Source organism: Streptomyces sp. NPDC050549, assembly GCF_040655035.1.
Lineage (GTDB): Bacteria > Actinomycetota > Actinomycetes > Streptomycetales > Streptomycetaceae > Streptomyces.
The window spans coordinates 24,745-50,139 of the sequence record NZ_JBFAJD010000029.1; the positions used below are offsets into that span (position 1 = coordinate 24,745).

At 69.4% G+C, this 25,395-nt stretch carries 18 protein-coding genes and 3 pseudogenes; 13 read left to right on the plus strand and 8 right to left on the minus strand.

From position 1 onward, the window contains the following. Positions 1-95 precede the first annotated feature (95 nt). Positions 96-2,801 (plus strand): discoidin domain-containing protein, encoded by a 2,706-nt coding sequence (locus AB0I51_RS33220; RefSeq protein ID WP_362981766.1) that lies wholly within the window; start codon positions 96-98, stop codon positions 2,799-2,801. Between the two features lie 217 nt (positions 2,802-3,018). On the opposite strand, the gene AB0I51_RS33225 is transcribed toward AB0I51_RS33220, so the two are convergent. The 3 genes and pseudogenes from AB0I51_RS33225 to AB0I51_RS33235 all read right to left on the minus strand — a co-directional run bounded on the left by AB0I51_RS33225 (position 3,019) and on the right by AB0I51_RS33235 (position 6,999). Next, positions 3,019-4,257, minus strand: a complete 1,239-nt coding sequence (locus tag AB0I51_RS33225) for an IS110 family transposase (protein WP_362981608.1) — start codon at positions 4,255-4,257, stop codon at positions 3,019-3,021. Positions 4,258-4,645: 388 nt separating this feature from the next. After that, complete coding sequence (locus tag AB0I51_RS33230; RefSeq protein ID WP_362981768.1) at positions 4,646-5,866, minus strand: acetyl-CoA C-acyltransferase; 1,221 nt, start codon at positions 5,864-5,866, stop codon at positions 4,646-4,648. Between the two features lie 35 nt (positions 5,867-5,901). Then, positions 5,902-6,999, minus strand: a pseudogene (locus tag AB0I51_RS33235) (asparagine synthase C-terminal domain-containing protein). Between AB0I51_RS33235 and AB0I51_RS33240 the strand changes: the two are divergent. Beyond that, positions 6,977-7,180 carry a hypothetical protein gene (locus AB0I51_RS33240; protein WP_362981610.1) on the plus strand — a complete coding sequence of 68 codons (204 nt, stop codon included), beginning with the start codon at positions 6,977-6,979 and terminating at the stop codon, positions 7,178-7,180. The pseudogene AB0I51_RS33235 and the gene AB0I51_RS33240 sit on opposite strands and share 23 nt — an antisense overlap. Positions 7,181-7,440: 260 nt before the next feature. Here the strand turns inward: AB0I51_RS33240 and AB0I51_RS33245 are convergent, their stop codons facing one another. Next, positions 7,441-7,785, minus strand: coding sequence for a hypothetical protein (locus AB0I51_RS33245; RefSeq protein WP_362981612.1), 345 nt, complete (start codon positions 7,783-7,785; stop codon positions 7,441-7,443). A 196-nt stretch (positions 7,786-7,981) separates the two neighbouring features. On the opposite strand from AB0I51_RS33245, the gene AB0I51_RS33250 reads away from it, so the two are divergent. The 4 genes and pseudogenes from AB0I51_RS33250 to AB0I51_RS33265 form a co-directional block, all read left to right on the plus strand. Continuing rightward, positions 7,982-8,491: a SigE family RNA polymerase sigma factor gene (locus AB0I51_RS33250; RefSeq protein ID WP_362981614.1), complete on the plus strand. Its 510-nt coding sequence runs from the start codon at positions 7,982-7,984 to the stop codon at positions 8,489-8,491. A gap of 8 nt (positions 8,492-8,499) precedes the next feature. Next, positions 8,500-8,814: a hypothetical protein gene (locus AB0I51_RS33255; RefSeq protein ID WP_362981616.1), complete on the plus strand. Its 315-nt coding sequence runs from the start codon at positions 8,500-8,502 to the stop codon at positions 8,812-8,814. A 240-nt stretch (positions 8,815-9,054) separates the two neighbouring features. Beyond that, a pseudogene (locus AB0I51_RS33260) lies at positions 9,055-9,267 on the plus strand (hypothetical protein); the annotation flags it as partial. Then, positions 9,261-9,691 (plus strand): annotated as a pseudogene (locus AB0I51_RS33265) (transposase); the annotation flags it as partial. The pseudogenes AB0I51_RS33260 and AB0I51_RS33265, both read left to right, overlap by 7 nt. Positions 9,692-9,914: 223 nt before the next feature. On the opposite strand, the gene AB0I51_RS33270 reads toward AB0I51_RS33265, so the two are convergent. Next, a complete protein-coding gene (locus AB0I51_RS33270; RefSeq protein WP_362981618.1) occupies positions 9,915-11,069 on the minus strand; it encodes an ROK family transcriptional regulator in 1,155 nt (384 codons plus the stop codon). Between the two features lie 368 nt (positions 11,070-11,437). On the opposite strand from AB0I51_RS33270, the gene AB0I51_RS33275 reads away from it, so the two are divergent. From AB0I51_RS33275 to AB0I51_RS33305, 7 genes are all read left to right on the plus strand, one after another. Beyond that, the gene (locus AB0I51_RS33275) at positions 11,438-13,498 is read left to right on the plus strand and encodes a fibronectin type III domain-containing protein (RefSeq protein ID WP_362981620.1); all 2,061 of its coding nucleotides are present in this window, start codon (positions 11,438-11,440) and stop codon (positions 13,496-13,498) included. Positions 13,499-13,556: 58 nt separating this feature from the next. After that, on the plus strand, positions 13,557-14,582 hold the full coding sequence (locus AB0I51_RS33280; protein ID WP_362981622.1) for a sugar ABC transporter permease: 1,026 nt from the start codon (positions 13,557-13,559) through the stop codon (positions 14,580-14,582). 11 nt (positions 14,583-14,593) lie between these two features. Then, entirely contained in the window at positions 14,594-15,532 is a 939-nt protein-coding gene (locus tag AB0I51_RS33285) for a carbohydrate ABC transporter permease (protein ID WP_362981624.1), read from the plus strand. 32 nt (positions 15,533-15,564) lie between these two features. Further along, on the plus strand, positions 15,565-17,982 hold the full coding sequence (locus tag AB0I51_RS33290) for a glycoside hydrolase family 95 protein (RefSeq protein ID WP_362981626.1): 2,418 nt from the start codon (positions 15,565-15,567) through the stop codon (positions 17,980-17,982). Next, positions 17,976-19,013: an acetylxylan esterase gene (locus AB0I51_RS33295; RefSeq protein ID WP_362981628.1), complete on the plus strand. Its 1,038-nt coding sequence runs from the start codon at positions 17,976-17,978 to the stop codon at positions 19,011-19,013. The genes AB0I51_RS33290 and AB0I51_RS33295 overlap by 7 nt, the downstream gene beginning before the upstream one ends. Continuing rightward, on the plus strand, positions 19,010-20,371 hold the full coding sequence (locus AB0I51_RS33300; RefSeq protein ID WP_362981630.1) for a sugar ABC transporter substrate-binding protein: 1,362 nt from the start codon (positions 19,010-19,012) through the stop codon (positions 20,369-20,371). The genes AB0I51_RS33295 and AB0I51_RS33300 overlap by 4 nt, the downstream gene beginning before the upstream one ends. A gap of 94 nt (positions 20,372-20,465) precedes the next feature. Further along, positions 20,466-22,649, plus strand: a complete 2,184-nt coding sequence (locus tag AB0I51_RS33305; protein ID WP_362981632.1) for an alpha-galactosidase — start codon at positions 20,466-20,468, stop codon at positions 22,647-22,649. 22 nt (positions 22,650-22,671) lie between these two features. On the opposite strand, the gene AB0I51_RS33310 is transcribed toward AB0I51_RS33305, so the two are convergent. Genes AB0I51_RS33310 through AB0I51_RS33320 form a run of 3 tightly spaced genes read right to left on the minus strand, consistent with a single transcriptional unit; the run spans position 22,672 to position 25,315 of the window. Next, positions 22,672-23,499: a class I SAM-dependent methyltransferase gene (locus AB0I51_RS33310; RefSeq protein ID WP_362981634.1), complete on the minus strand. Its 828-nt coding sequence runs from the start codon at positions 23,497-23,499 to the stop codon at positions 22,672-22,674. Then, positions 23,496-24,203, minus strand: a complete 708-nt coding sequence (locus AB0I51_RS33315; RefSeq protein ID WP_362981636.1) for a response regulator transcription factor — start codon at positions 24,201-24,203, stop codon at positions 23,496-23,498. The genes AB0I51_RS33310 and AB0I51_RS33315 overlap by 4 nt, the downstream gene beginning before the upstream one ends. Beyond that, positions 24,200-25,315 (minus strand): sensor histidine kinase, encoded by a 1,116-nt coding sequence (locus AB0I51_RS33320; RefSeq protein ID WP_362981638.1) that lies wholly within the window; start codon positions 25,313-25,315, stop codon positions 24,200-24,202. Before AB0I51_RS33320 ends, AB0I51_RS33315 begins: the two co-directional genes overlap by 4 nt. Between the last annotated feature and the right edge of the window lie 80 nt (positions 25,316-25,395).

Below are 25,395 nucleotides of genomic sequence, written 5' to 3' on the forward strand. Positions count from 1 at the left end.
GCGCCGCTTCCTCGCCGCCAGCCCCTACGAGGAGTCCAACACCCGTATCGAGTGCCGCTTCCGCGAAGCGCACGGCCAACCCGCTCACGATCAAGATCGACGACAGCGTCAAGTACCAAAGAGTCCAGGGGTTCGGTGCGGCCATGACCGACTCCGCCGCCTGGCTCATCAACAAGCTGCCCAGCGCCGGTCGAACCAAGTTGATGCAAGAACTTTTCGACCCCTCCAGGGGCATCGGCCTCAGCATGGTCCGCTCCCCGATGGGCGCCACGGACTTCAACGCCTCCGGAAGCTATTCCTACGACGACATGCCGGCGGGGCAGACGGATCCGGCGCTGTCCCACTTCTCCGTCCAGCATGACGCGCCGTACATCATTCCCGCCCTGCGGCAGGCTCTCTCACTCAACCCGTCCATCAACATCCTGGCCACCCCGTGGAGCCCGCCAGGCTGGATGAAGACCTCCGATTCCATGGTGGGAGGCACCCTCAAGAGCGAGTACACGGCCGAACTGGCCGACTACTTCGTCAAGTTCATCCAGGCGTACCGCAAGGCTGGCGTACCGATCTCCTACGTCTCACCGCAGAATGAACCGATGGGCACGCCCACCTGGCCGGGAATGTTCCTGTCCGCCTACCAGGAATCCCAGGTGATCCAGCAGATCGGCAAGGCGTTCGAGGCCAACGGGATATCCACGAAGATTCTGGCGTGGGACCACAACTGGGATGTGCCCTCGTATCCCGAGACGATTTTCAACGATCCCGCGGCCTCGAAGTACGCCGCCGGAACCGGATGGCACATCTACAGCGGAAACCCGAGTTACCAGACCCTGGTCCACAACGACTATCCGGGCAAGGAAACCTATCTCACGGAAGCCACCGGAGGTCTTTGGCAGGGCGACAGCCAGACGGCGTTCAACGACGCACTGGGCACGTGGATCATCGACAGCATGCGCAACTGGGCGAACGGCGTGATGCTCTGGAACATCGCACTCGACCCCGACATGGGCCCGCTCAACAGCGACACCGACGGCATCCCCATGTGCCGGGGACTGGTCACGATTGATCCGGCCAGCGGCAAGGTGTCCTACAACGTGGACTACCACGCCCTCGCTCACGCCAGCAGGTTCGTCAAGCCCGGAGCACATCGGATCTACTCGAACACCTTCGGGCAAGGAAGCATAGAGAACGTCGCCTTCCGGAACCCGGACGGCTCCAAGGTTCTGATCGCCTACAACTCGGGGAGTTCCGCGAGAACCTTCAGCGTCGCAGACAGAACACAGTCGTTCGACTACACCCTGAACGCCGGCGACGCCGTCACCTTCACCTACTCAGGGCTCACGCAGAGCGGCAGGACCCCCGCCGCGGCCAAGGTCTCGGACCCGACGCACGACTTCACGTTCACTTCGCCGTCCGGTCCGGTCACCATCACCTACGACCCGGCACTACTGCCCTACCAGAACACCATCCGCGCCGGAAACAACCTGATCACGTACTCCCTGCCGATCGGAGCTTCCGTCCAGACGACGGGAGCGGCGCTGAGCCGTGGCGAGTGGACCGCCACGGCGTCGGCGAGCGCGGACTGGGGTGTGGCCGCGAGCGCGATCGACGGCGATATCAACACCAGGTGGAACCTCGGGCACGGGATGACGAGCGGCGACTGGTTCCAGATCGATCTGGGCAGCTCCACCAGCTTCAACAAAATCATCCTCGACACCGGCAAGGACAATTCGTTCGACTACATCACCAAATATCAGGTGTATGTCTCGGACGACGGTGTCGACTGGGGCGGCGCGATCGCGAGCGGCAGCGGCGGCATAGGAAAGGTGACCGTCACGCTACCGGCCCGGACGGCGCGGTACATCCGCGTAGTCAGTACCGCGGCATCCGGCTTCTGGTGGTCCATCGCCGAAATCGATGTGTGCGGTTCTCCGCGTGGAACCGGATCGATCGCGGCTCCGGCTGCGGTGTCGAAGGGCCTTCAGCTGAAGACCTGGACCAGCTCGGAAGGGGCGCACGTCACCGTGGTGTTCAACGGAACCGCCAGGAGCCAGAGTTTCCCGGTGTCCGACGACGGCTCCTATGTCTATGAGCTCCCGAGCGGGACGTCTGCGATGTTCACGACCAAGAAGTTGTCGAGCCTCCCGGCGCCCGTGTTCAGCGGTTTGACGCCGAGCGAAGGCATGCCGCGCTCCAGGTTCACGATCAGCGGTTCCTGTTTCGGTGACACGCAGGAGCTGGGCACCGTGTATTTCGGATCGGCCTTCGCCAGCATAGACAGCTGGTCGGACACCAGCATCAATGCTTACGTTCCGGACGGAGTTCCGTCAGGGAAGCACACGATCTCCGTGAATGGAGCCAGCGGAGCCGCTGCGGGTGGATCTTCCTTCGACGTCATGGATCTGGCCTCCGCGCTGCCCCGGACCGGTTGGGTCGCAACGGCATCGGACGCGAGTTCCGGCGACGCGCCCGGAAACATGCTGGACGGCGACTCCGGCACTCGGTACAGCTCCGGAACAGGGCAGTACAACGGCCTGTGGATCCAAGTCGACATGGGGCAGACGCAGACCTTCGACAAGATCGTGCTGGATGTCGGCAGCAGCACCGGCGACTACGCGCGAAGCGCAGACGTATACGTGTCCACCGACGGAACCGACTGGACCAAGGTTTCTTCCGTAACAGACGGCCAACGCGTCCAGCTGGTGTCTTTCCCGACGCAGTCGGCTCGCTACATCAAGGTCGCCAACACCGGCGACGTCGCGAGTAACTGGTGGTCGATCGCAGAATTCAACGTATACGGCTGACCTCAGGCGAAGCCCCGTCGTGGTTCGGAGCCAAGACCCTCACAAGAGGGCACTCAGGCGGCGCCTGATTGAGGAGCGCGGATTGTCGGACGTTCCACCCGACTTCCGACGTCACTTGTCCCGTCGCAAGTGATCTGGTCCGAGTATGCGGTCTAGACCAACGGCGACCGGATCAACTGATTCGAAAATCAACCGACCCGTTTTCTGTATCCGCTGGTCAGGCGGCTTCTGTTGATTGGAGGGTGACGTGGTAGCCGAGTTGGTTGAGCTGGTTCACCAGGCGGCGGGTCTGCCTGGCGCGTCCGGTGCGTTGGATGAAGTACTGGCCGCCGAGATCGGCGTATGCGGCGTCGCGGGTGAACATGTGCCAGACGGCGATGAGGATCGAGTGCTGGAGGGCGACCAGCGCGCGTTTCTTGCCGCGGCGGGCGACGATCCTGCGGTAGCGGGCGGCGAGGTAGGTGTCTTTGGTACGTGAGGCGCTGACCGCGGCCTGGCCGAGGGTGGCCTTGAGCCAGGGGTCTCCGTGACGGGTCCTGCCGGGGCCGTGTCTGCCGCCGGACTCGTTGTTGCCGGGACAGACTCCGGCCCATGAGGCCAGGTCGGCGGCGGAGGGGAAGTGGGCGATGTCGTCGCCGATCTCCGCGAGGATCACCTCGGCGGTGCGGGTGTTGATGCCGGGGATCGTCACGAGCAGGTCGATCCGGCGGCGAAAGGGCGCGACCTGCTCGTTGATCCGTTCGCTGAGCCGGGTCTCCATCGCGGTGCAGGCGTCGACGCGGTCGAGCATGGCCCGTGCCAGAAAGGCGTGGTGACCGGTGAAGTGGCCGGTCAGCGCCTCGATGAGGGTGTCGGTCTTGCGTCGCATGGAGCCCTTGGCCAGGTCCGCGAGGACGTGTGGGTCGTGTTCGCCGGCGATGAGGGCCTCCAGCATGGCCCGGCCGGAGACCCCCAGGATGTCGGAGACGGCGGTGGAGAGTTTGATTCCGGAGTCTTCCAGGAGCTTCTCCAGCCGTTGTGCCTCGCGGGTGCGTTCGCGGATGACCTCGGTGCGGTAGCGGGTCAGGTCCCGCAGCTGGCGGATCGGCTCCGGCGGCACGAACGAGGGGCGTACCAGGCCGTGTTCGACGAGCTTGGCGATCCACTCGGAGTCCTTCACATCGGTCTTGCGGCCGGGCACCGACTTCATGTGGCGGGCATTGAGCAGCCAGCACTCCATGTCGTGCTCCAGCAGGTAGAACACCGGTTTCCAGTACACGCCGGTGGCTTCCATGCCGGCCACGGTGATGTCCTCGGCGAGCAGCCAGTCCCGCATCGCCAGCAGGCCGGAGGTCACCGACGAGAAGGTACGGGTCTCGCTGCGGCGCCGTTTGGCCGAACTCGGCACCCGGATCGTCACCTTCACGTCCACCTTGCTGATGTCGATCCCCGCGCAGCGTTCGTGGATCACTTCCATCGCTTCGGCACCCCCTCCAGTTCACGGCCGTGGGCGTGTGACCGCCCGGCGGGGGTCCGGCAGGCAGAAGAAACTGATTCACGTGCTCGGAGCAACACATCCGGGTGCCTGGCGGTGGACCCCCAGCGTCCTACTGAGACACGGGCTCGGATCGCACCAAGTTGCCTCGACGTCCGCCGGACGGCCACACACCGATTTTCACGCACACCGGGTGGAGCCGTCAGGCCCCCGGATTACTGAGACGTCCGGTTGCCGGAGATCTCAGTTGATCCGGTCCCGTGAGCACGGATGCCGCTCGCTGTCTCACCCCATGGGGTCCGGTGGTGCCGGTGTTTTCGTCGGGTGATGCGGATTACGGGTGCGGTGTCGCCGTTGTGGGGTGGCGGGCCTACGAGGTGCGTTCCAGGAGGAGGGCCATGCCCTGGCCGCCCGCTGCGACGACGGTGATGAGGGCGGTGCTGAGGTCGTCGTGGCACAGAGTGGTCAGGGCCGTGGTGGTGAGGCGGGCTCCGGCCGCGCCGTAGGGCTCGCCGAGGGCGATCGAGCCGCCGTGGGGATTCATCCGCTCGGGATCCAGACCGAGTTCGGTGCAGTAGGCCAGGATCTGGGCGGCGAAGGGTTCGTTGCCGGCGATGGTGTCGAGGTCGGGCAGGGCCAGACCGGCCCTGGTCAAGACGGTGCGGGCCGCCGCCACGGGGACCGGGCCCTCCGTCTCGGGCGTGCCCGCGCTGACGGCGGTGGCCAGGATGCGGGCGAGCGGGGTGCGGCCGTGGGTACGGGCGTAGGTCTCGGACATGACGACGACCGCCGCGGCTCCGTCGGACAGCGGGGCGCTGTTGCCGGCGGTGACCCGTCCGCCGGCGCGGAAGCGCGGGGACAGGGTCGCGAGGGTCGCCTCGGTGACCCCGCTGCGCGGGCAGTCGTCCGCGGTGACGGTCGTACCGTCGGGCGTCTTGACCGGCATGATGTCGCCGAAGTGGAGGCCCTGGCCGACGGCTTGCTGGGTGAGCCGATGGGAGCGGGCGGCGTAGGCGTCCATGTCGGCGCGGGTGATGCCGTAGAGGTCGGCGGTGTTCTCGGCGGCCAGGCCCACCGGGATGTAGGGGTCGGGGTGCTCGCCGCGTCGGCGTGGGTCGCTCCAGGGCCCCGGGTCGGCCTGCGCGCGCCGGTCCGTGCGCTGCCCCGCGGCACGGAAGGCCGGGTTCTCGGTGCCGGGCCAGGTGTCCGAACTGCCGTGGGCCAGCCGGGACTGCGACTCGACCCCGGCCGCGATCACGACGTCCGCGTCCCCGCAGCGCACCGTCTGCGCGGCGATGCGGATGGCCTGGAGGGAGGAGGTGCAGAAGCGGTTGACGGTCACTCCGGGTACGTGGTCCCAGCCGAGGAGGACGGCGGCGATCCGGGCGATGTTGAACCCCTGCTCGCCCCCGGGCAGGGCGCAGCCCACGACCAGGTCGTCCACGTCGGCGGGTTCCAGTCCGGCGGTACGGGCGACGGCCTCGGCGACCGTGGTGGCGAGCAGGTCGTCGGGGCGTACGGCGGCCAGGGCGCCCTTGTGGGCGCGCCCGATCGGCGTGCGGACGGCGGAGGTGATCACGGCGTGCGGCATGGCGGTGTCCTGAGCGGTGTCGGTGAGTGGGGTGGTCACAGGTGCAGGGCCGGGCGGTGGGTGCGCAGCCAGTTGTCCAGGTCCAGGACGAGTTCGAGGCCCTCGCGCGGGAAACGGTCCGCGCCGGTGGGCTGTAGCAGCAGATCGCGTACGGCGGTGGTGTCGAGGAGGTCGGTGGCCGGGCCGCCGCCGGCCAGGAGCCCGGTGACCTGTGTGGTGAGGGCCGTACGATAGGCGGGGTCGCGGACCATGGGGTAGGGGCTCTTGCGGCGGGTCAGGACCGGTTCGGGGATCAGGTCGGTGACGGCGGCGCGCAGCAGGCTCTTCTCGCGGCCGTCAAAGGTCTTCAGGTCCCAGGGGGTGTTGAAGACGTATTCGGCCAGGCGGTGGTCCAGGAACGGCACCCTCACCTCCAGGCCGACGCCCATGCTGAGCCGGTCGGCGCGGTCCAGCAGGCAGGGCAGGAACCGGGTCAGGTTGAGGTAGCTGTCGCGGCGCAGCGCCGCCTCCGCGGGCGTGGTGCCGGGCAGGTGCTCGATCTCGGCGCAGGCGGCCCGGTGGAGTTCGGCGCGGTGTGCGGGCAGGTCCAGGGCGGCGGTCAGGGACGGGTCGAGCAGGCGGGTCAGGTCCGCGCGGTCCAGCACGGTGTCCCGGGGAAAGGATTCTGTCGCCGCGGCATCGGGGGTGAACCAGCGGTAGCCGCCGAAGAGTTCGTCGGCACCGTCCCCGGCCAGCGTGACCGGGAAGTCCTCGCGCACTGCGTGGTACAGCTGAAGCAGCGAGGTGTCGAAGTCCCCGAGCGTCAGCCCGTCGCGCAGATGACCGACCTAAGCGCGTCGGTCCGGGTCGGCGAGCGCGTCGGCGTCCAGTCGTACCCGGCGGTGCGAGCTGCCCAGGTGACGCACCATCAACTCGGCGTACGGGCCGTCCGGATCGCGCCCCATGGCGTCCCGGCCGGATGCCTGACTGCCGAGGTCCACCGACAGGGTGTGCAGTGTCGTGGCCGCGGGGCGGGCCAGCGCGGCGATCGCGCTGGAGTCCAGACCGCCGGACAACAGGAGCGGTTCGACGAGGGTCCACGTCCGCTCGACGGCAGAACTGGCCGCGCACGTGGACTCCGCGGCGGCGGCCATCGACAAGAAGCGCCGGGAAAAGGGCCAGGAAGCAGCATGCAGGAAGCCCGACCTGCGGCCCGTCGCACTGGCCGAGCACAGCCGGTCCATCGACCTGACGCCGTGGCAGGTCCTGCACGCCGTGGCACGCGGCTACGTCCTGGCCGGCCAGGGAATGGGACGCGGGCCCGCCGAACACTGAGCCTTTTCCAACCTCAGGCTGACGTGGCCGGGTGGAGGGGGGCGAAGACGTGGCGAGAGTAGCGGGAGCAGAGGTGACGTAGGACCGGTTGCAACCCAAGTGCGCCGATCCACAGGGGCGCCCGATCTTCATCCAGGGCACGTTGCTACCCCTCCGAGGGGCAACGAGGTCCACGGCGGGTCGTGCGGAGCAGCACGCCTCCCGCACCGGGCAAAGGCCCGAGGCTCTCGGGGAGGCGTGCGTACTCCTCGGGGTGGGGCTCAGCCCACCGCGTTCGCCCGCTCGGCCGCGCTCAGCGACGAGAGGGGTTCGGCGACAGACTTGGCGTGGACCGGGTTTGCCTGGGTGGCCGCAACGGGTTTCCCGTGGGTGGCTGCAACCGGGTCCGCGTGAGTCGCCGCAACCGGGTCCGCGTGGGTGGCCGCAACGGGGTCCGCGTGAGTGGCGGCAACCGGGTCCGCCTGAGTGGCCGGGACCGGGTTCGCCTGAGTGGCCGGGGTCGCGGCGCTGGCGACGCTGACCATCCCCGCTGCGGCCAGAACGGTTCCGGCGGCCACGCTGAACATAGCGCGGCGGTTATGCGAGAACTTGCGGTGCTTCGACAACGGTGTGCCTCTTCCTCGGATCGCCGGACTCCCACCTGTACGTGGAGCCCTTTCGGGAGAGAGGTACGGAGTCGGGCGGTGGTCGGGTTGCACGGTGCCGCGGGAAAATTCTCCTGCCCGAACCGTGCAACCCCAGAGGGCCACTCCCCGTATGTATGACAGATGGAGTGGTGTGCAAGGGAGAGGCCGGCAAAGAGTGAGGGACACGGCCCGGGAACGAGAGTTCCGGGAATTTGCCGAGGCACGGCAGGCGCAGCTCCGACGCAGCGCCTACCTGCTCTGCGGTGACTGGCACCAGGCACAGGACCTGACCCAGACGACTTTGATGAAGTTGTACGCGGCCTGGGGACGGGTCAGCCGGGACGGCAATGCGGATGCCTACGCTCGCACCATCCTCACCCGCACCTTCATCGACCAGTGGCGCAAGAGAGGCTGGCGTGAGGAGCCGGTGAGCGAGCCACCCGATCTTCCCTCGGGCGTGTCCGGCGCACCGGAGTTGCGATTGATGATGCAAGAAGCCCTGATGGAGCTGGCGCCCCGCTACCGGGCCGTGTTGGTCCTGCGATTCTGGGAGGACTGGTCCGTTGAGCAGACTGCGCACGCACTGCGGGTGAGTCGGGGAACGGTAAAGAGCCAGAGCGCCCGCGGGCTCGCCCGGCTGCGCGAGATCGTTGAAGGCCTTGACAGTGAAGGGACCAGGAGGTGAAACCGGCCATGAATGAGCACGAGAACGACGCTCTGCACGCCGCCTTCCAGGCAGTCCTCAGCGCCGAGCCGGAGCCTGCGCTACCCAGCGTTATCGACGCGGCCGTCGTCGGCGGCTTCCGGATCCGCCGCCGCCGAGTTGCGCTCGCCACAGCCGGCGCACTGATCGTCGTGGCCTCCATGGCCGCCGTGGCCGTCAACCTGTCCTGGCTGGGCGGCGAACGGGCTCCGGTGCCCCTGGCCCCCGCCAGCACCGCCCACCCGACGCCGCACACACCCGAACCCGCTCGCACGGCAGCAGAGCCCCTTCCCTCCGGAGACTGACAGTCGCCGGGGCCGCCCCGGCATCAGGCTGTGGAGTCCAGGTAGATCCACACGGCCTCCGAGTTCCACGTCCGCACGCGACTGGGACCTGTACCAGTTGACCGCCACAGCCTCAAGATCATCTCCGTTGCGGCTTCCGGCCTCACCTCGGCTGGACTCCGGACCGGTGGTCAACGAGGGCTTCCAGCCTGCTCCGGCAGTTCGCCAGTCGGCCTGACACAGGGGTGAAGCTCCTGGTAAATGGGTTTTCGACCAAGAATTCAGTCTCTACCAGAGGCTTCATATCTCGTTTACCCGTCCGGGCTGGACGTGTCCAGTTCTGCCCTCCGGTTCCTCTCCGCCCGCCTGCGGGAACACCACCGTGGTCTCGGCACCCGATGGCGGCGCCTGAGCGCAGGTCGGCAGGCCCTGCTCGCCCTCGCCCATCTCCGCAACGGTCATCCGTACTCGCGCGGGAAGTGATGGCCCTCGATCAACAGGTCGCCGAGCTCGACAAGGCGATCGAGGCCCGGTTTCGCGAACACCGGGACTTCGAAGTGATCACCAGCATGCCCGGCCTGGGCGTGATCCTCGGTGCCGAGTTCCTGGCCGCGACCGGCGGCGACATGACCGCCTTCGGCACCGCAGACCGCCTCGCCGGCGTCGGTGGCGTCGCACCTGTTCCCCGCGACTCCGGCAAGATCAGCGGCAATCTTCGCCGGCCGCGGCGCCACAACCGCCGACTCCAACGCGTCTTCTACATCTCCGCCTTGTTCAGCATCCGACACTGCGAGGACTCCCGCGGTTCTACGACCGCAAACGCTCCGAGGGCAAGCGTCACATCCAGGCCGTCCTGGCCCTGGCCCGCCGCCGCGTCAACGTCCTAATTCCCGTGTAAGGAGCTCACCGGCTCTCGCCGGTCGGTGAGTTGGTTCGAACGGGTTGTGACGCCTGTACTCCGCCGGGCCGCAGGTCTGCGACGAGCACTGCTGCGCAACCCAGCTGGCGGGTGGTGAAGGACATGTCTCATCTCGGTGGTCGCGCACGTGGGCCGGGGCTCGGCTCCGGCCGCCCTGGTCGGGCAGCGGACTATCGACCGGGGGCGTGCACACGTCACCGCCCTACTTCGCGGGAGCGAACACACGCTGTGCCGCGACCACCGCCCCGCCGCGCGCCCACTCCTCGAACGGCAGGGGCCGGACCACCAGATCGCAGTCCACCGCGGCACCGAACGCGTGGTCCACGAAGGCCTGCCGGATGTGGTCGGCGAACAGGTCGTAGGAGGCGACGCCCTCGCCGGAGATGATGATCCGCTCCGGCCCGATGAGGTTGGCGACGCAGGCCAGGGCGAGGCCCACGGCGTGTCCGGCGCGGGCGAAGACGGCCCGGACGGCGGGGTCGCCGGTGTGCGCGAGACGGATCGCGCCGTCCATGGTCAACTCCGCGTCGCCGGTGGCCTGTCGGGCCTGCTCGACGATCGCATGGGTGGAGGCGACCGCCTCCACGCACCCGGTGTTGCCACAGGTGCAGACCCGGTCGGTGCCGCTGACCGGCAGGTGCCCCACCTCGCCCGCCACGCCGTGCGCCCCGGAGACCACCCGGCCGGCGACACAGAGCCCGGCGCCGATGCCGGCGCCGACGGTGACCAGGGCGAAGATCGACAGGCCGACACCGGCGCCGAACCACTGCTCGGCCACGGTCAGGGCCCGTACGTCGTTCTCGACGACCGTGGGGGTGCCGGTGGCCGTCTCGACGAGCTGGGCGAGCGGCACCCGGCGCCAGTCGAGGAAGGGTGAGTACTGGACCGTGCCCAACTGACTGTCCACGTCACCGGAGATGGTGACCCCGACACCGTGGAGGTCGGCGGTGCCGGCCAGGTTCGCCGCCACGCGCAGTCCGTCGACCAGCCGGGCGATGGCCAGCACCACGGTGCCCACGTCGCGCGAGTCGAGGCGGACGCGCCGGGAGGCCAGCGGACGGGCCGTCAGATCGGCCAGTACGCCGATGAGTTCCTCGCCGGTGACCTTCACTCCGGCGAACAGGGCGCGTTCGGGCCGTACTTCGACCGGGGTCGCCGGGCGGCCGTTCGTCCGCTCGGTGGCGGGCCGGCCGCCCTCGGTGATCCAGCCGTCGGCCATCAGCGAGGTGGCCACCTTGGTGACGGCTCCCGCGGTCAGTCCGGTCCGCCGGCCGATCTCGGCGCGGCTCAGCGGACCGTGCTGGAGCAGGGTCTGCAGGACGAGTGCGGCCGCGGGTGGCTGGTCGGCGAGGCTCATGGGACGACGTTACCTTTCCTTTGGAAAGTAAGACAAGGGATATTCATCGGCCCTATGGGCCTGAAACTGCAGGTCATTCCGCAGCAGGTGGCCGAAACCCCCTACCAGACCGCCCAAAGGTCGGAGTTTTCTACGCGCCGACTATGTTGACGTTGGAAGGAAACTAAGCCTAGATTCGCCGCACTCCTCGTCGGGGCGGACGGGACGGTCTGCGCCGGTGAGGAGTGTGTGGCCCCCACCCACTCGCCCGTTGGTCCCAGCGAACCCCCTCGGTGATGTCCCGGGACGACCACCGCCGAGAGGCTCCCCGCACCTCGACACCTCAGGCGGGAACCCCGCCTGCAGCCGCGCTCTGACGGAGTACACACATGCCTCGTCCAGTTCGACCCACACGTCTGAGAACTCTCACCTGCCTCACCGCGCTGACGGTGGCGCTCGTCGTACCCGCCTCCGCACGGGCCGCGACCACCGCGGACGCCTCGGGGGCCCAGGCATCCGGTGCCACGGCCACGCCCGTCGTGGCCGCCAAGCCCTACATGGGCTACAGCACATGGAGCGTCGAATCCACCAACTTCCCCGGCTACGGCGGGGACTGGCTCACCGAGGCGCACGTCCTGCAGCAGGCGGACGTGCTGTCCTCGAAGTTGAAGTCGCACGGCTACGACTACGTGAACGTGGACGCCGGTTGGAACGACCCCAAGGGCGACGCCTATGGCCGGCCGACCCCGAACCTGACGAAGTTCCCGCACGGGATGAAGTACCTCGCGGACCAACTCCACCGCAAGGGCCTGAAGTTCGGCCTCTATCTGGCCGTCGGCCTCTACCAGCAGGCGTACAACGACGGCAAGACACCCATCTACAACGCCCCGGGCTGCACCACCAAGGACATCGTCTACCCGGACCTGCGCAAGACCAGCGGCTGGGACGACGTCTCCTACCAGCTGAACTTCTCCAGCCCCTGCACCACCAAGTACATCCAGTCCGAGGCCGACCAACTGGCCTCCTTCGGCGTCGACTTCCTCAAGATCGACGGCGTGGGCCCCGGGTCCAACCAGGGTGACGACGCGCACAACAACGTCCCCGACATCCAGGCGTGGCACACCGCCCTGAAGAACACCGGGCGGCCCATCGAGTTCACCCTGTCCTGGTCGCTCAGCCACAACCGGGCCGACGTCTGGAAGGCCAACTCCAACGGCTGGCGCATCGACACGGACGTCGAGTGCTACTGCGACACCCTGGTGACGTGGAACAACTCCGTGAAGGCGCGCTGGAACGACGTCGTGCCGTGGATCGACGACGCCGGGCCCGGCCACTGGAACAACCTCGACTCGCTCGACGTGGGCTCGGACGTCATGGACGGCGTCAACCAGACCGAGCGGCAGAGCTATATGACGCTGTGGGCCATCGAGGCCGCGCCGCTGTACATCGGTGACGACCTCACCAAGCTCGACAAGTACGGCCTGAAGCTGCTCACCAACGACGAGGTCATCGCGGTCGACCAGGCGGGCAACCCGGCCAGGCCGGTCAGCCAGAAGACCCCGCAGCAGGTCTGGTACTCCCGCAACACGGACGGTAGTTACACCGTGGCCCTGTTCAACCTGGGCAAGGGCTACTCGGACGTGACCGCCGACTTCAGCGACCTCGGCATCAGCGGCAAGGCCAAGGTCCGCGACCTGTGGAGCCACAAGAACCTCGGCTCGGTCAGCGGCAGGTTCACCGACAACCTGGCCCCGCACGGCTCGCGCCTGCTGCGCATCACACCTCCGAGCACCGGAACCCACCCGGGTGTGCCGCTGAACGTGCACGGCACCGCGTCGACGGCCGACAGCGTCTCGCTCGCCTGGAGCGCGGTGAACTCCGGTACGAAGACCACCGGTTACGACGTGTACGCGGGCGGCACCAAGAAGGCCACCGTCACCGGCGCCTCCGCCACCGTGAGCGGTCTGCAGGCCGGTACCGCCTACTCCCTCACCGTGGTCGCCCACGACGCCAAGGGACGGAAGTCCGCCCCCAGCAAGGCAGTTGACGTCACCACCCCGGCGGCCGGCGGACCGGTCTCCTACGAGGCCGAGTCCTCCGGGAACACGCTCAGCGGCAACGCCTCCGTGGGCGACTGCTCCGCGTGCTCGGGCGGCAAGAAGGTCGGCAACCTGGGCGGCACCGGAACCCTGGCGGTCAACCACGTCACCGCGCCCCGCGACGGCACCTACCTGATGAAGCTCGACTACACCGACGGCTCCACCGGCCGCACGATGATCATCGGCACGGGTGACACCTCCTTCCAGCAGTTCCTGCCGGGCAGCAACGACAACAACTGGGGCCGGCCGAGCTCGATCACGGTGCCCGTCCAGCTGAAGGCCGGCGACAACACGATCACCTTCGGCAACGCCTCGGACTACGCCTCCGACGTGGACCGCATCACCCTCTGACCGTCGTCCGTCCGACAACGACCCACGTTCCACCCGACCGACATCCGAGGAGAGTTCCGTGGTGGTCACATCACAGGGCGAGCCCAAGACGCCGACCCCACCGCCGTCCGCCGCGGTGACCACCACGGCCACCGCCCCCGGCCCGACCCCCCGCGTCCGCAAGACCCGTTCGGCCCGCAGGGCGAGCCGATACGTGCCGACCAGGTCCGCGGCGGCCCGCCGCCGCGACCTGCCGGTCGCACTCCTGCTGATCATCCCGTCCGTCCTCGGATTCGCCGTCTTCTACGCCTATCCGACCCTGCGCGGCATCTACCTCAGCTTCACCGACTTCCATGTCCTCACCCCGCCGAGCTGGGTGGGACTGGCCAACTTCCACCAGATGTCCGGTGACGACGTCTTCTGGCACTCGCTGCTCGTCACCGTCTACTTCGTGATCCTGGCCGTCGTCTTCGGCACTCTGGCCTCCCTGGTGACGGCCGTGGTGCTGCACCGGGTGACCAAGTCGTCGGCGCTGCGCGGCGTCATCCTGCTGCCGTTCCTGATCTCCAACGTCATCGCCGCCCTGGTCTGGCAGTGGATGCTCGATCCGTCCCTCGGTGTCGTCAGCCTCGTCCTGCAGCATCTGACGGGCCACTCCATCCTCTTCTTCGGCAGCAGCGGCTGGGCCATACCGTCTCTCGCCGCGATCAGCATCTGGAAGTGGATGGGCTACTACTCGCTGCTGATCTTCGCCGGACTGCAGACCATCCCGGCCACCATCTACGAGGCGGGCCGGGTCGACGGCGCGAGCGAGATCCAGATGTTCCGCCGGCTCACCGTGCCGCTGCTGCGGCCGATCCTGGTCATGGTGGTCGTCCTGACGGTGATCAACTCCTTCCAGGTGTTCGACATCGTGCAGGTCACCACCCAGGGCGGCCCGGCGAACGCCTCGAACGTGCTGCAGATGTACATCTACAGCAAGGCGTTCAGGCAGTTCGACTTCGGCTATGCCGCCACCCTCTCGCTGGCCCTGTTCGCCCTGCTCATCACGGTCACCTTCACCCAGCTGCGGCTCGCCCGCGCCAACGAATCCGACCTGAGCTGAAGGAGCCCGTCATGGCAGTCACCCTCGCCCCCGGCCGGGCGGCCACCGCGCAGCCCCGGCCCCGGAAGAACCGCAGAAGCCTCTCCCCCGGCAGGATCGTCGCCTGGATCTATCTGGGCATCGTCGTCCTGGTCACGCTCTTCCCGTTCTACTGGATCCTGCGCACCGCGCTGTCCAACAACTACAAGCTGTCGACGCACCCGTCCTCGCCGCTGCCGGTGGGCTTCACCTGGGGCGCCTTCGAACGCGTCCTCGGCATCGCCTCCACCGCCGAGGCACAGGCCCAGGGCGGCTCGGGCGCGGCCATCGACATCGCGCTCTACCTGCGCAATTCACTGATCTACGCGTCCGTGCAGACCGTGCTGATCGTGCTGTTCGCCTCGGCCGGCGCCTACGCGTTCTCCCGGCTGCACTGGCGGGGCCGCAACCTGGTGTTCAACATCCTCATCACCGCGCTGATGGTGCCCAGCGTCTTCACGCTGCTGCCCAACTTCGTCTTCGTCAAAGACCTCGGACTGACCAACACGTTCGCCGGACTGATCCTGCCCGGGGCGCTCTTCCAGGCGTTCACTCTGTTCTTCCTGCGGCAGTTCATGCTCGGCCTGAGCACCGAGGTCGAGGAGGCCGCCATCATCGACGGCGCGGGCCCCCTGCGGATCTTCTTCCGGATCATCCTGCCGATGTCGACCGCACCGATCGCCACCGTCTCGCTGCTGATGTTCGTCAACGCCTGGAACGACTACTTCTGGCCGCTGCTGATCACCAACAGCCAGGACGTGCAGCCGCTGACCCTCGCGCTCGGCGTCTTCAAGCAGTCCTCGCCCCAAGCAGCCCCCGACTGGGCCGGGTTGATGGCCGCCGCCCTGGTCGCGGCGCTGCCGATGCTGCTGCTGTTCGTCGCCTTCGGCAAGCGGATCGTCAACTCCATCGGCTTCTCCGGCCTCAAGTGACCGGCCGTACCCCGCGATTGGACGACACAGCCATGCACTCCAGCGACCTGGTGCTGAGCTGGCCCGCGCCCGCCGCCACTTGGACGGAGGCCGCCCCGGTCGGCAACGGCAGGATCGGTGCGATGGTCTTCGGCGGCACCGGCCGGGCCCGTATCCAGATCAACGACTCCACCGTCTGGTCCGGCACCCCCGCCGGACCGGCGACGGCCCTCGCCGCGCTCCGCGTGCAAGGAGCCGGTCCGGAGCGGCTCGAAGAGGTCCGCGCCGCGCTGCGCGCCGGCGACCAGGACCGCGCCGAGTCACTGCTCATGACCTTCGAGGGGCCCTACACCCAGGAGTATCTGCCGTACGCCGACCTGTACTTGACCGTGCCGGGCGGCGAGCGCGCCGAGTACCGCGGCAGGACGCTCGACCTCGACACCGCGGTGGCCGAGGACGGCTTCGACCTCGACGGGACGACGGTACGGCGCCGGGTCTGGGCCGATGCCGTGACCGGCGCCCTGTGCGTCACGCTGGAGGCGGACGGCGGCACCGCGGACCTGTCCGTCGAACTGTCCACACCGCTGCGGGAGATACTCCGCTCGGCCGCGCCCGACGGCATCACGCTGGGCATCGGGATACCCGTGGACGGTGCCCCCGCCCACGAACCCGAGGTCGCGGAACCGCTGCGCTACGCGGACGGTCCCGTCGACGGCTACGACCCCTTCGGCGCCCTCGCGCTCGCCGTGCACACCGACGGCACGACGACCGTGGACGGCGAGGGAGGCCTGCTCGTCACCGGCGCCTCCCACATCGTGCTCACCCTGGCCAGTTCCACCGCGGCGGACCGCGACTGGAGCGGGGCTGAGGCCCTGGACCACGCCACCCATCTGGCCGAGGCCGGCGAGCTCGCGGCACGGGCCCTCACGCGGGGCGCCGACCGTCTCCTCAAGGACCACCAGGCCGACGTACGGGCCCTGTTGGGCGGCACGTCCCTGCGCGTCGGGCCGTGCCGCTCCGGCACCTACGACGTCGCCCGCGACATCCTGGGCGGCGACGACGAACTGCTCACCGCCACCGTGCTGTTCCAGTTCGGGCGCCACCTCCTGGCCACCGCCTCCCGCCCGCACACCGGCCCCCCGGCCAACCTCCAGGGCATCTGGAACGCCGAGCTGCGCCCCGCCTGGTCGTCCAACTACACGATCAACATCAACACCCAGATGAACTACTGGGGCGCGGAGACGGTCGGGCTCAGCGCCTGTCACGCGCCCCTGTTCGACCTGCTCGACCGCGTGGCCGCCCAAGGCACGCGGGTGGCAAGGGAGTTGTACGGCGCGCGCGGCTGGGTGGCGCATCACAACACCGATCCGTGGGGGTGGGCGCTGCCGGTCGGCATGGGGCACGGCAACACCTCGTGGGCGCTGTGGATGATGGGCGGCGCCTGGCTGTCCCAACACCTTTGGGACCACTACGAGTTCACCCGCGACGCCGTCTTCCTGCGGGAGCGGGCCTGGCCGTTGCTCAGCGGCTGCGCCGAGTTCCTGCTCGACTGGCTCCTCGACGACGGCACGGGGTACCTGGACACCCTGCCGTCGACCTCCCCGGAGAACCTGTTCCTGGCCGACGGCGCCCCCAGGTCCCTGACCCGCACCGCCACCATGGACCTGGCGGTGATCCGGACCACGTTCCAACGGACCCTGGCAGCAGCCGGGTTGCTGGGGCTGGACACCCCGCTGACCGGCGAGATACGCGCGGCGCTGCCCCGGCTGCGCCCCCTGACGATCTCGCCGGAGGGACGGCTCCAGGAATGGGCCGAGGACCTGACGGAGGCCGACCCGCACCACCGTCACCTCTCGCACCTGATCGCCGTACACCCGCTGGGTCTGATCGATCCCGACTCGACGCCCGAACTGGCCGACGCGGCAAGGAGGTCGATGGACCGGCGCGGGCCCGGGGCGATGGGCTGGTCGTGGTCCTGGAAGATCGTGCTGCGGGCCTGGCTGCGCGATGCGGCGACCGCGCGCTCGCTGTTCCTCGAAGCCGTCCAGCCACTTGACGGCGATGCCGGGGTGGACGCCCCTGTGGACGGCTCGCGTTGGGGCGGGCTGCTGCCCAACCTGTTCTCCACGCACCCGCCGTTCCAGATCGACGGCAACTACGGGCTGATGGCCGGCGTCGCCGAGATGGTGGTGCAGAGCCACACCGGCGTCCTCCATCTGCTGCCCGCACTGCCCTCGCAGTGGGCCGAGGGTGAGGCCAGGGACCTGCGCTGCCGCGGCGGTCTGGCCGTCGACTTCACCTGGAACGACGCCGAGTTGAGCGGTGCGACCGTGCGTCGGCTCACCGGTGACTCCGGCGAGACCGTGCGGGTCCGGTACCGCGACCGCACGGCCGAGCTGCTGCTTCCGGCCGGTCACCAGGTCGAGTTGGACGCTCTGCTGCGGCCCCGAGGGGAGCCGGTGCCGTGCTGACGGAGCAGGACGTCCCCGAGCTGTTCGCCTACCGCAGCGCCTACCGGGAACCCGCCGACTTCGACACCTTCTGGAAGGGCACCCTCGCCGAGCCCCGCGCCGGGCAGAAAGCCGAGCTGCAACTCACGGAGGTCGCCGCCGGGTTGGAGACGGTCGACGTCTTCGACGCCGTGCTGCCCGGCTTCGGCGGCCACCCCGTCCGCGCCTGGCTCCGGACACCCCGGCAGCGCGGCGGCCCGCTGCCCGCCGTCGTCCAGTTCCACGGCTACGGCAGCGGACGCGGCGCCCCGATCGACGACCTGCTGTGGGCGTCCGCCGGGTACGCGCATCTGCTGGTGGACGCGCGCGGTCAGGGCGGCGCCTGGGCGGGCGGGGGCGCGACCCCCGACCCGGTCGGCAGCGGCCCGGCGCATCCCGGTTTCCTCACCCGGGGCATCGAGGACAGGGACACCTACGTCTACCGGCGGGTGTTCACCGACGCCGTCCGTGCCGTGGACGCGCTGCGCGCCCGCACCGATCTCGTCGACCCCGACCGGGTCGCCGTGGTCGGCCCCAGCCAGGGCGGCGGTATCGCCCTCGCGGTCGCCGGACTGGTGCCCGACCTGGCCGCGGCGCACTTCCAGTCGCCGTTCCTCTGCGACATCCGGCACGCCACCCGGCTCACCTCCGCCGAGCCCTACGCCGAGCTCATCGGCTATCTGGCGGCCCGCCGGGACCGGGTGGAGCAGACCTTCGACACCCTCGGCTACTTCGACGGACTCGCCTTCGCCCGCCGTGCGAACGCCCCGGCCTGGTTCTCCGCCGGGCTGCGCGACGAGGTGTGCCCGCCGGTCACCGCGATCGCCGCCTACCACGCCTACGCCGGCCAGAAGGAGCTGCGGCTGTGGGAGTTCAACGGCCACGACGCCGGCGGGCCCGAGGACCTGGCCGTCGCACTGGGCGCGTTCGGCGCCCTCCTCAAGACGTCGTCCCATCCGGCGGTGCAGCCGTCCCCCGCACCCACCGCGTCATCCCGAAAGAAGGAACAATGAGAAGAATCAAGGGTGTTCGAAAGACGGTCGCGCTGGGCGCCACGCTCACGCTGGCCGCGCTGCTCTCCGCGTGCTCCAACGGCTCCACCTCCGCCGGCGGTTCCAAGACCGTCAACTGGTGGACCTGGGACGACAAGCAGGCCGCCGCGTACAAGGTGTGCGCCACGGACTTCGAGAAGGCCAACCCCGGCACCAAGGTGAAGATCACGCAGTACAACGTGAACGACTACTTCACCAAGCTGACCGCCGGATTCGTGGCCGGCAGCGCGCCCGACGCCTTCCAGAACAGCGTCCAGTTCTTCCAGGCGTACGCCTCCCAGCACCAACTGCTGGCGATGGACGACTACATCAAGAAGGACAACTTCGACCTGTCCCGGTTCTCGGTGGGTGTGGACGCCTGGAAGTTCACCGACGGCAAGCAGTACGCCCTGCCGCTCGACTGGGCCGCGTCCGGCCTCTACTTCAACCAGGACGCGCTCAAGAAGGCCGGGTACACCGAGAAGGACGTCGACTCGCTGAACTGGAACCCGGACAACGGCGGCACGCTGGGCAAGATGATCGCCCACCTGACGATCGACACCAAGGGGCACCGAGGCGACGAGAAGGGCTTCGACAAGTCCCACGTCAAGACCTACGGCTACGGAGAGATCGCGGCCAAGGACTTCATCGGCCAGACCACCTGGAGCCCGCTGGTCAGCACCACCGGCTGGCGGCTGGGCGACAGGGCCAGCTGGCCGACGGTGTTCAACTACTCCGACCCGCGGTTCGTGAAGACCATGGACTGGATCCGCTCCCTGACCGACAAGGGGTACGCGCCGAAGATCGGGCAGTTCACCGACAGCGTCAGCGACGTCGACCTGCTCTCCTCCGGCAAGGTCGCGATGGAGACCGGCGGCTCGTGGGAGGCCTCGACCTTCGTGAAGATCCCCGGTCTCAAGGTCGGCATCGCCCCCACCCCCTACGGCCCCGACGGCAAGACCAGGTCCGTGCTGAGCAACTCCAACGGCAACAACATCTGGGCCGGCACCAAGAACCCCGACCTGGCCTGGAAGTGGGTCTCGTACATGGGCAGCGAGGCCTGCCAGTCCAAGGCCTCCCTGACCGGCATCTTCTTCCCGTCGATCCCGGCCTCCATGGAAGCCTCGGCCAAGGCACTGGCCAAGACGGGCGTGGACCTGTCCGTCTTCACGGACATGATCAAGGACAAGGTCCTCTATCCGTCCCCGGTCTACGGCAACGGAGCGGCCCTCCAGGACGCCCTCCAGCCGCTGTTCCAGGCCTACTTCGCGGGTCAGAAGAGCGACTCCGTCTTCACCGACATGCAGAAGCAGAGCAAGCAGCTGCTCGCCAAGAAGTGACCCCACCACTCCTCCGCACCCCCTGTCCGGCCACCGGACGGGCCCACTGGGCCGGGCCCGTCCGGTGGAACCGGGCGATCGGAAAGGACTCTGCATGTCGGACACCACGGCGCGGATCCACATCCTGCGCGCGGCGGGCACCGCCCTCGTCGTGGAGCTCACCGAGCCGGTGCCCAGGGTGCTGCACTGGGGGGCCGACCTGGGCGACCTCCCGCAGGACGCCCTGGCCGCGCTCGCCCTGACCGGCGAGCCCGCCGTGCTCAACAACTCCGTCGACGTCCCGCGCCGGTTCACCGTCTGGCCCACCGAGGCCGACGCCTGGTCGGGCACCCCGGCCCAAGAGGGCCATCTCGCCGGCGCGTTCGCCGCGCCCCGGCTGACGCTGACCGACAGCTCGTACCAACCACGGCCTGCAGGCGCGGAGTTGACCCTTCACCTCACCGACCCAGGCACCGGAGTCGACGTCACCCTCTCCTACCGTCTGGAGCCCTCCGGGGTACTGGGCGTACGGACCACGCTCACCCGCCGGCCGGACGCAGACCCGGCGTCGTACGACCTGTCGAGCGTCACGACGCTGCTGCCGCTGCCGCGCCGGGCGTCCGAGGTTCTCGACTTCACCGGCAAGTGGAGCCGGGAGCGCTCACCGCAGCGGCGGCCGCTGGGCTTCGGCACCCATGCCCGTGAGGTGCGGCGGGGCAAGCCGGGAGTGGACTCGCCGTACGTCATGGCGGTGGGCGTGCCCGGATTCGGCTTCCGCGACGGGGAGATCTGGGCCGTGCACGTGGCCTGGAGCGGTGACCAGCGGTATCTGGCCGAGCAGTTGCCGGAGGGTGCGGGCGCCCATGCGGGGGTGCTCGGCGGCGGCGAACTCCTGCGGGCCGGGGAGATCCGGCTCGCGCCCGGCGAGTCGTACACCGCTCCGGTCTGTCACTTCGCCTGGTCCGACCAGGGGCTGGACGGGCTCGCCGACCGCTTCCACACCCTGCTCCGGGGCCGCCCCACGCATCCGCGCGGCCCCCGCCCGGTGATCCTCAACAGCTGGGAGGCGGTGTACTTCGACCACGATCTGGACCGGCTGCTGCGGCTGGCCGACCGGGCCGCCGAGGTCGGTGTCGAGCGGTTCGTGCTGGACGACGGCTGGTTCCGGGGCCGTCGTTCGGACGACGCCGGGCTGGGCGACTGGACCGTCGACCCGGTGGTGTGGCCCGAGGGGCTGACCCCGCTGGTGGACCATGTGCGCTCGCTCGGCATGGAGTTCGGGCTGTGGGTGGAGCCGGAGATGATCAACCTGGATTCCGACCTGGCCCGCGAGCACCCCGACTGGGTGCTCGGCCCCGCCCGCGGGATCGGCCCGGCGGCCCGCCACCAGCATGTGCTGGACCTGGCCGACCCCGATGCCTGGCAGTACCTGTTGGACGCGCTGGACGCGCTGGTGGAGAAGTACGCCATCGCGTATCTCAAGTGGGACCACAACCGGGAACTCCACGAGACCGTGCACTCCACCGCCGACCGTCCCGTGGCGCACGCCCAGGTCATGGCCCTCTACCGGCTGATCGACGCGCTCCGGGAGCGCCATCCCGGCCTGGAGATCGAGAGCTGCGCCGCCGGTGGCGGACGGGTCGACCTGGGAATCCTGGAGCGGACCGACCGGGTCTGGGCCTCGGACTGCAACGACCCGGTGGAACGCCAGACCATCCAGCGCTGGACCGCGCAACTGCTCCCCCCCGAACTGGTCGGCACCCACGTGGGCCCGGGCACCAGCCACACCACCGACCGCGTCAGCTCCGACCGACTCCGCCTGACCACGGCCCTGTTCGGCCACGCTGGCATCGAGCAGGACCTCACCCGCTGCTCCCCGGAGGAACTCGCCCGCCTCACCGCCTGGACCGCTCTCCACCGCGAACTGCGCCCGCTGCTCCACGGCGGCCGCACGGTCCGCGCCGACCTCACCGACGAGTCGACACTGCTGCACGGAGTCGTGGCTCACGACGGCTCGGCCGCGCTGTACTGCTGGGCGCGGCTCGCCACCTCGCCCGAGGGCCAGTACGGCCGAGTGCAACTGCCCGGCCTGGACCCCGAGGCGACGTACCGGGTCCGGGTGCGTACCGAGTTGGGCCTGCCGTCCTTCCACGAGACAGCGGAACCGGCCTGGCTGTCCGCGGCCCTCGCCGACGGGCTGCCCCTGCCCGGTTCCGTACTCACCGTCGCCGGTCTGCCCCTGCCGAACCTCAACCCCGAGCAGGCGCTGCTCCTCGAACTCACGAGGACGGCCCGCTGACCGTACGCGGCGAGGCGTGCGGTCAGCGGGGCCGTCTGCCCGCGGTGAGGAGGTGGCCGCTGGTACCCAGCAGGGTGGGCTCGCACTCGATGTGACGGCTGGCCTTCAGGACGGCCTCGCGGCGGTCCGGGTCGTCCAGCCAGTCCTCGATGCCGCCCATCAGCCAGGCGACGCCTTCGACGCCGTACTGACCGTCGACGGTGAGTGCGGCCTCCGCGAACTCCTCGGGGGCCTCGTGGGGTCGGGCGAAGTAGGCGGTCGTGAAGTGGCCGCCGTCCTCGGAGTCGTGGCGTCCCTCCTCCATCTCGCGGTCGATCCGCTCGCGGTGCACGTCGATGAAGTACATCTCCTGCCTGAGCATGTCGTGCAGTCCCGCGAACCGGTTGATGGTCGCCGCGACCACCAGCCCACCCGGCCGCACCACCCGACGCGCCTCGCTCAACGCGCTTACGCGGTCGGCCCGTTCGGGCAGGTGGTAGAGCGGCCCCAGCAGCAACACCACGTCGTACGACGTGTCTTCGGCGGGCAGTGCCCTGGCGTCCCCGGCGCGGGCGGTGACCCCCGGAAGCCTGCCCGCCTGCTCCACGTGCAGCGGTACGGGGTCGACGAGTTCGACCGCGTACCCGTCCCGCGCGAGCCACTCGGCGTGGATGCCGCTGCCGCCGCCGACGTCCAGCACCTTCGCGGGGGCCGGGGGCAGCAGGCGCCGCAGTACGTCCTGGGTCCGCCAGAACTCCAGCCGGTCGGAGCCCTGTCTGAGGCGGCCGTCCTCGTTGCCCTCGGCGTAGTAGGCGAGGATCTCCTCGCGAACACGGACGGCGGGGTCCTGCGCTCGTGTCGTCTCGGTCACCGCTCCAGGGTGTGATCCGGTGTGCCCGGCTCGCAACGGGATTCCGGCGTGCGGGCTGTCACCAGCCCCGACTCGTAGGCGAACACGACGAGTTGGGCCCGGTCCCGGGCGCCGAGCTTGGTCATGGCCCGGCTGATGTGGGTCTTCGCCGTGAAGGGACTGATGACCATGTGGGCGGCGATCTCCTCGTTGGTGAGGCCGCGTGCGGCCAGGGCGGTGACCTCGCGTTCGCGGCGGGTGAGGTGTTCCAGGCCAGTGGCGGTGGAGCGGTCGGGAGGCCGGGACACGAACTCGCCGATGAGCGTGCGGGTGATCGACGGGGAGAGCAGTGCCTCGCCGCCGGCGACGATTCCGATCGCCTGGAGCAGGTCCGCCGGATCGGTGTCCTTCAGGAGGAAGCCGCTGGCGCCCGCCCGGAGCGCCTCGAAGACGTACTCGTCCAGGCCGTAGTTGGTGAGGATGACGACCCGGACCGCGGCGAGCGCGGGGTCGGCGGCGATGCGGCGGGTCGCCTCGATGCCCGTCATCACCGGCATCTGTACGTCTATCAGCGCGACGTCGGGCAGCTGTGCTCGGACGAGGGCGACGCCCTGTTCGCCGTCGGCCGCCTCGCCCACCACCTCGATGCCGTCCTCGGCGTCGAGCAGGGCGCGGAAGCCCGCGCGCATCAGCGCCTGGTCGTCCACGACCACGACCCGGATCATCCCGCCTTCCCCAGTGGCAGTTCGGCCCGTACCGCGAAGCCGCCCTCCGCGCGCGGTGCGGTGTGCAGGGTGCCGCCCAACGCCGTGACGCGTTCGCGCATGCCGGTGAGTCCGATGCCCGGTTCCGGCGGACAGGCGGGGTCGGCCGTCCCGTCGTCCTCCACCCGTATCGTCAAGTCCTCGTCGCCGTAGTCGAGTTGGACGCTGACCTTGGCCGGGCCCGCGTGCCGGGCCGCGTTGGTCAGGGCTTCCTGGACGATGCGGTACACCGCGCGGTCGACCGTCGCCGCGAGGGGGCGCTGCTCGCCCGTCACCGCGAGTTCGACGGCCAGACCGGCCGCGCAGGCCCGCTCGACGAGCAGCTCGGGGGTGCCGGTGGGCTCCTCGGTGGTGCGCAGGATCTCCAGGGTGGCCCGCAGTTCCCGCATCGCCTCGCCGCCCGCCTCCTGGATGGCGAGCAGCGCGGGCGGCACCTCCTCGCCGCGCTTGCGGGCGAGGTGGACGGCGACGCCCGCCTGGAGCTTGACGATCGAGATGCTGTGGGTGAGGGAGTCGTGCAACTCCCGTGCTATGCGCAGGCGTTCCTCGCCCGCGCGGCGCAACGCGACTTCTTCGCGGGTGCGTTCGGCTTCCAGGGCGCGCTGTTCCGTCTGGCGCAGATAAGCCCGCCAGTTGCGGTCGGCGAGGCCGGTGACCACCGCACAGAGGAACCAGCCGGCGATGAGCGCGGTCCGCTCGACCACCTGCTGGGTCGTGGGTCCCGTCGCGAGGTACGCGCCCAGGAACAGCCCGCCCGCCCCGGCCGACCAGCCGCGGTGCCCCACCCGGGCCGCCATGTGCATGGCGGCGAGCACGGGCAGACCGGCGACCGGCCCCGGGTGGGCGTGCAGGACGTAGGCCGCCTCCGCCACCGTGGCCACGGCGAGGACCGCGCGCGGAGCCGTCTGGTAGAACGCCAGGGCCGCCGAGGCGAGGGCGATCAGCACGTAGTCGACGGCGGTCGTGTCCACGTCGAAGGCGGCGACGGTCATGACGAGGGCGCCGATCACGACCGCGAGGGAGGCGTCGGCGAGGCGCCTGCGTGGGGTCGCATCGACCGGGTACCCGCTCATGACCGCACAGTAGACCGCCACGCCGACGCGGGCGTCAGCCCTGTGGACAACTCCTGGACTACTCCCCACGCAGTACTTTC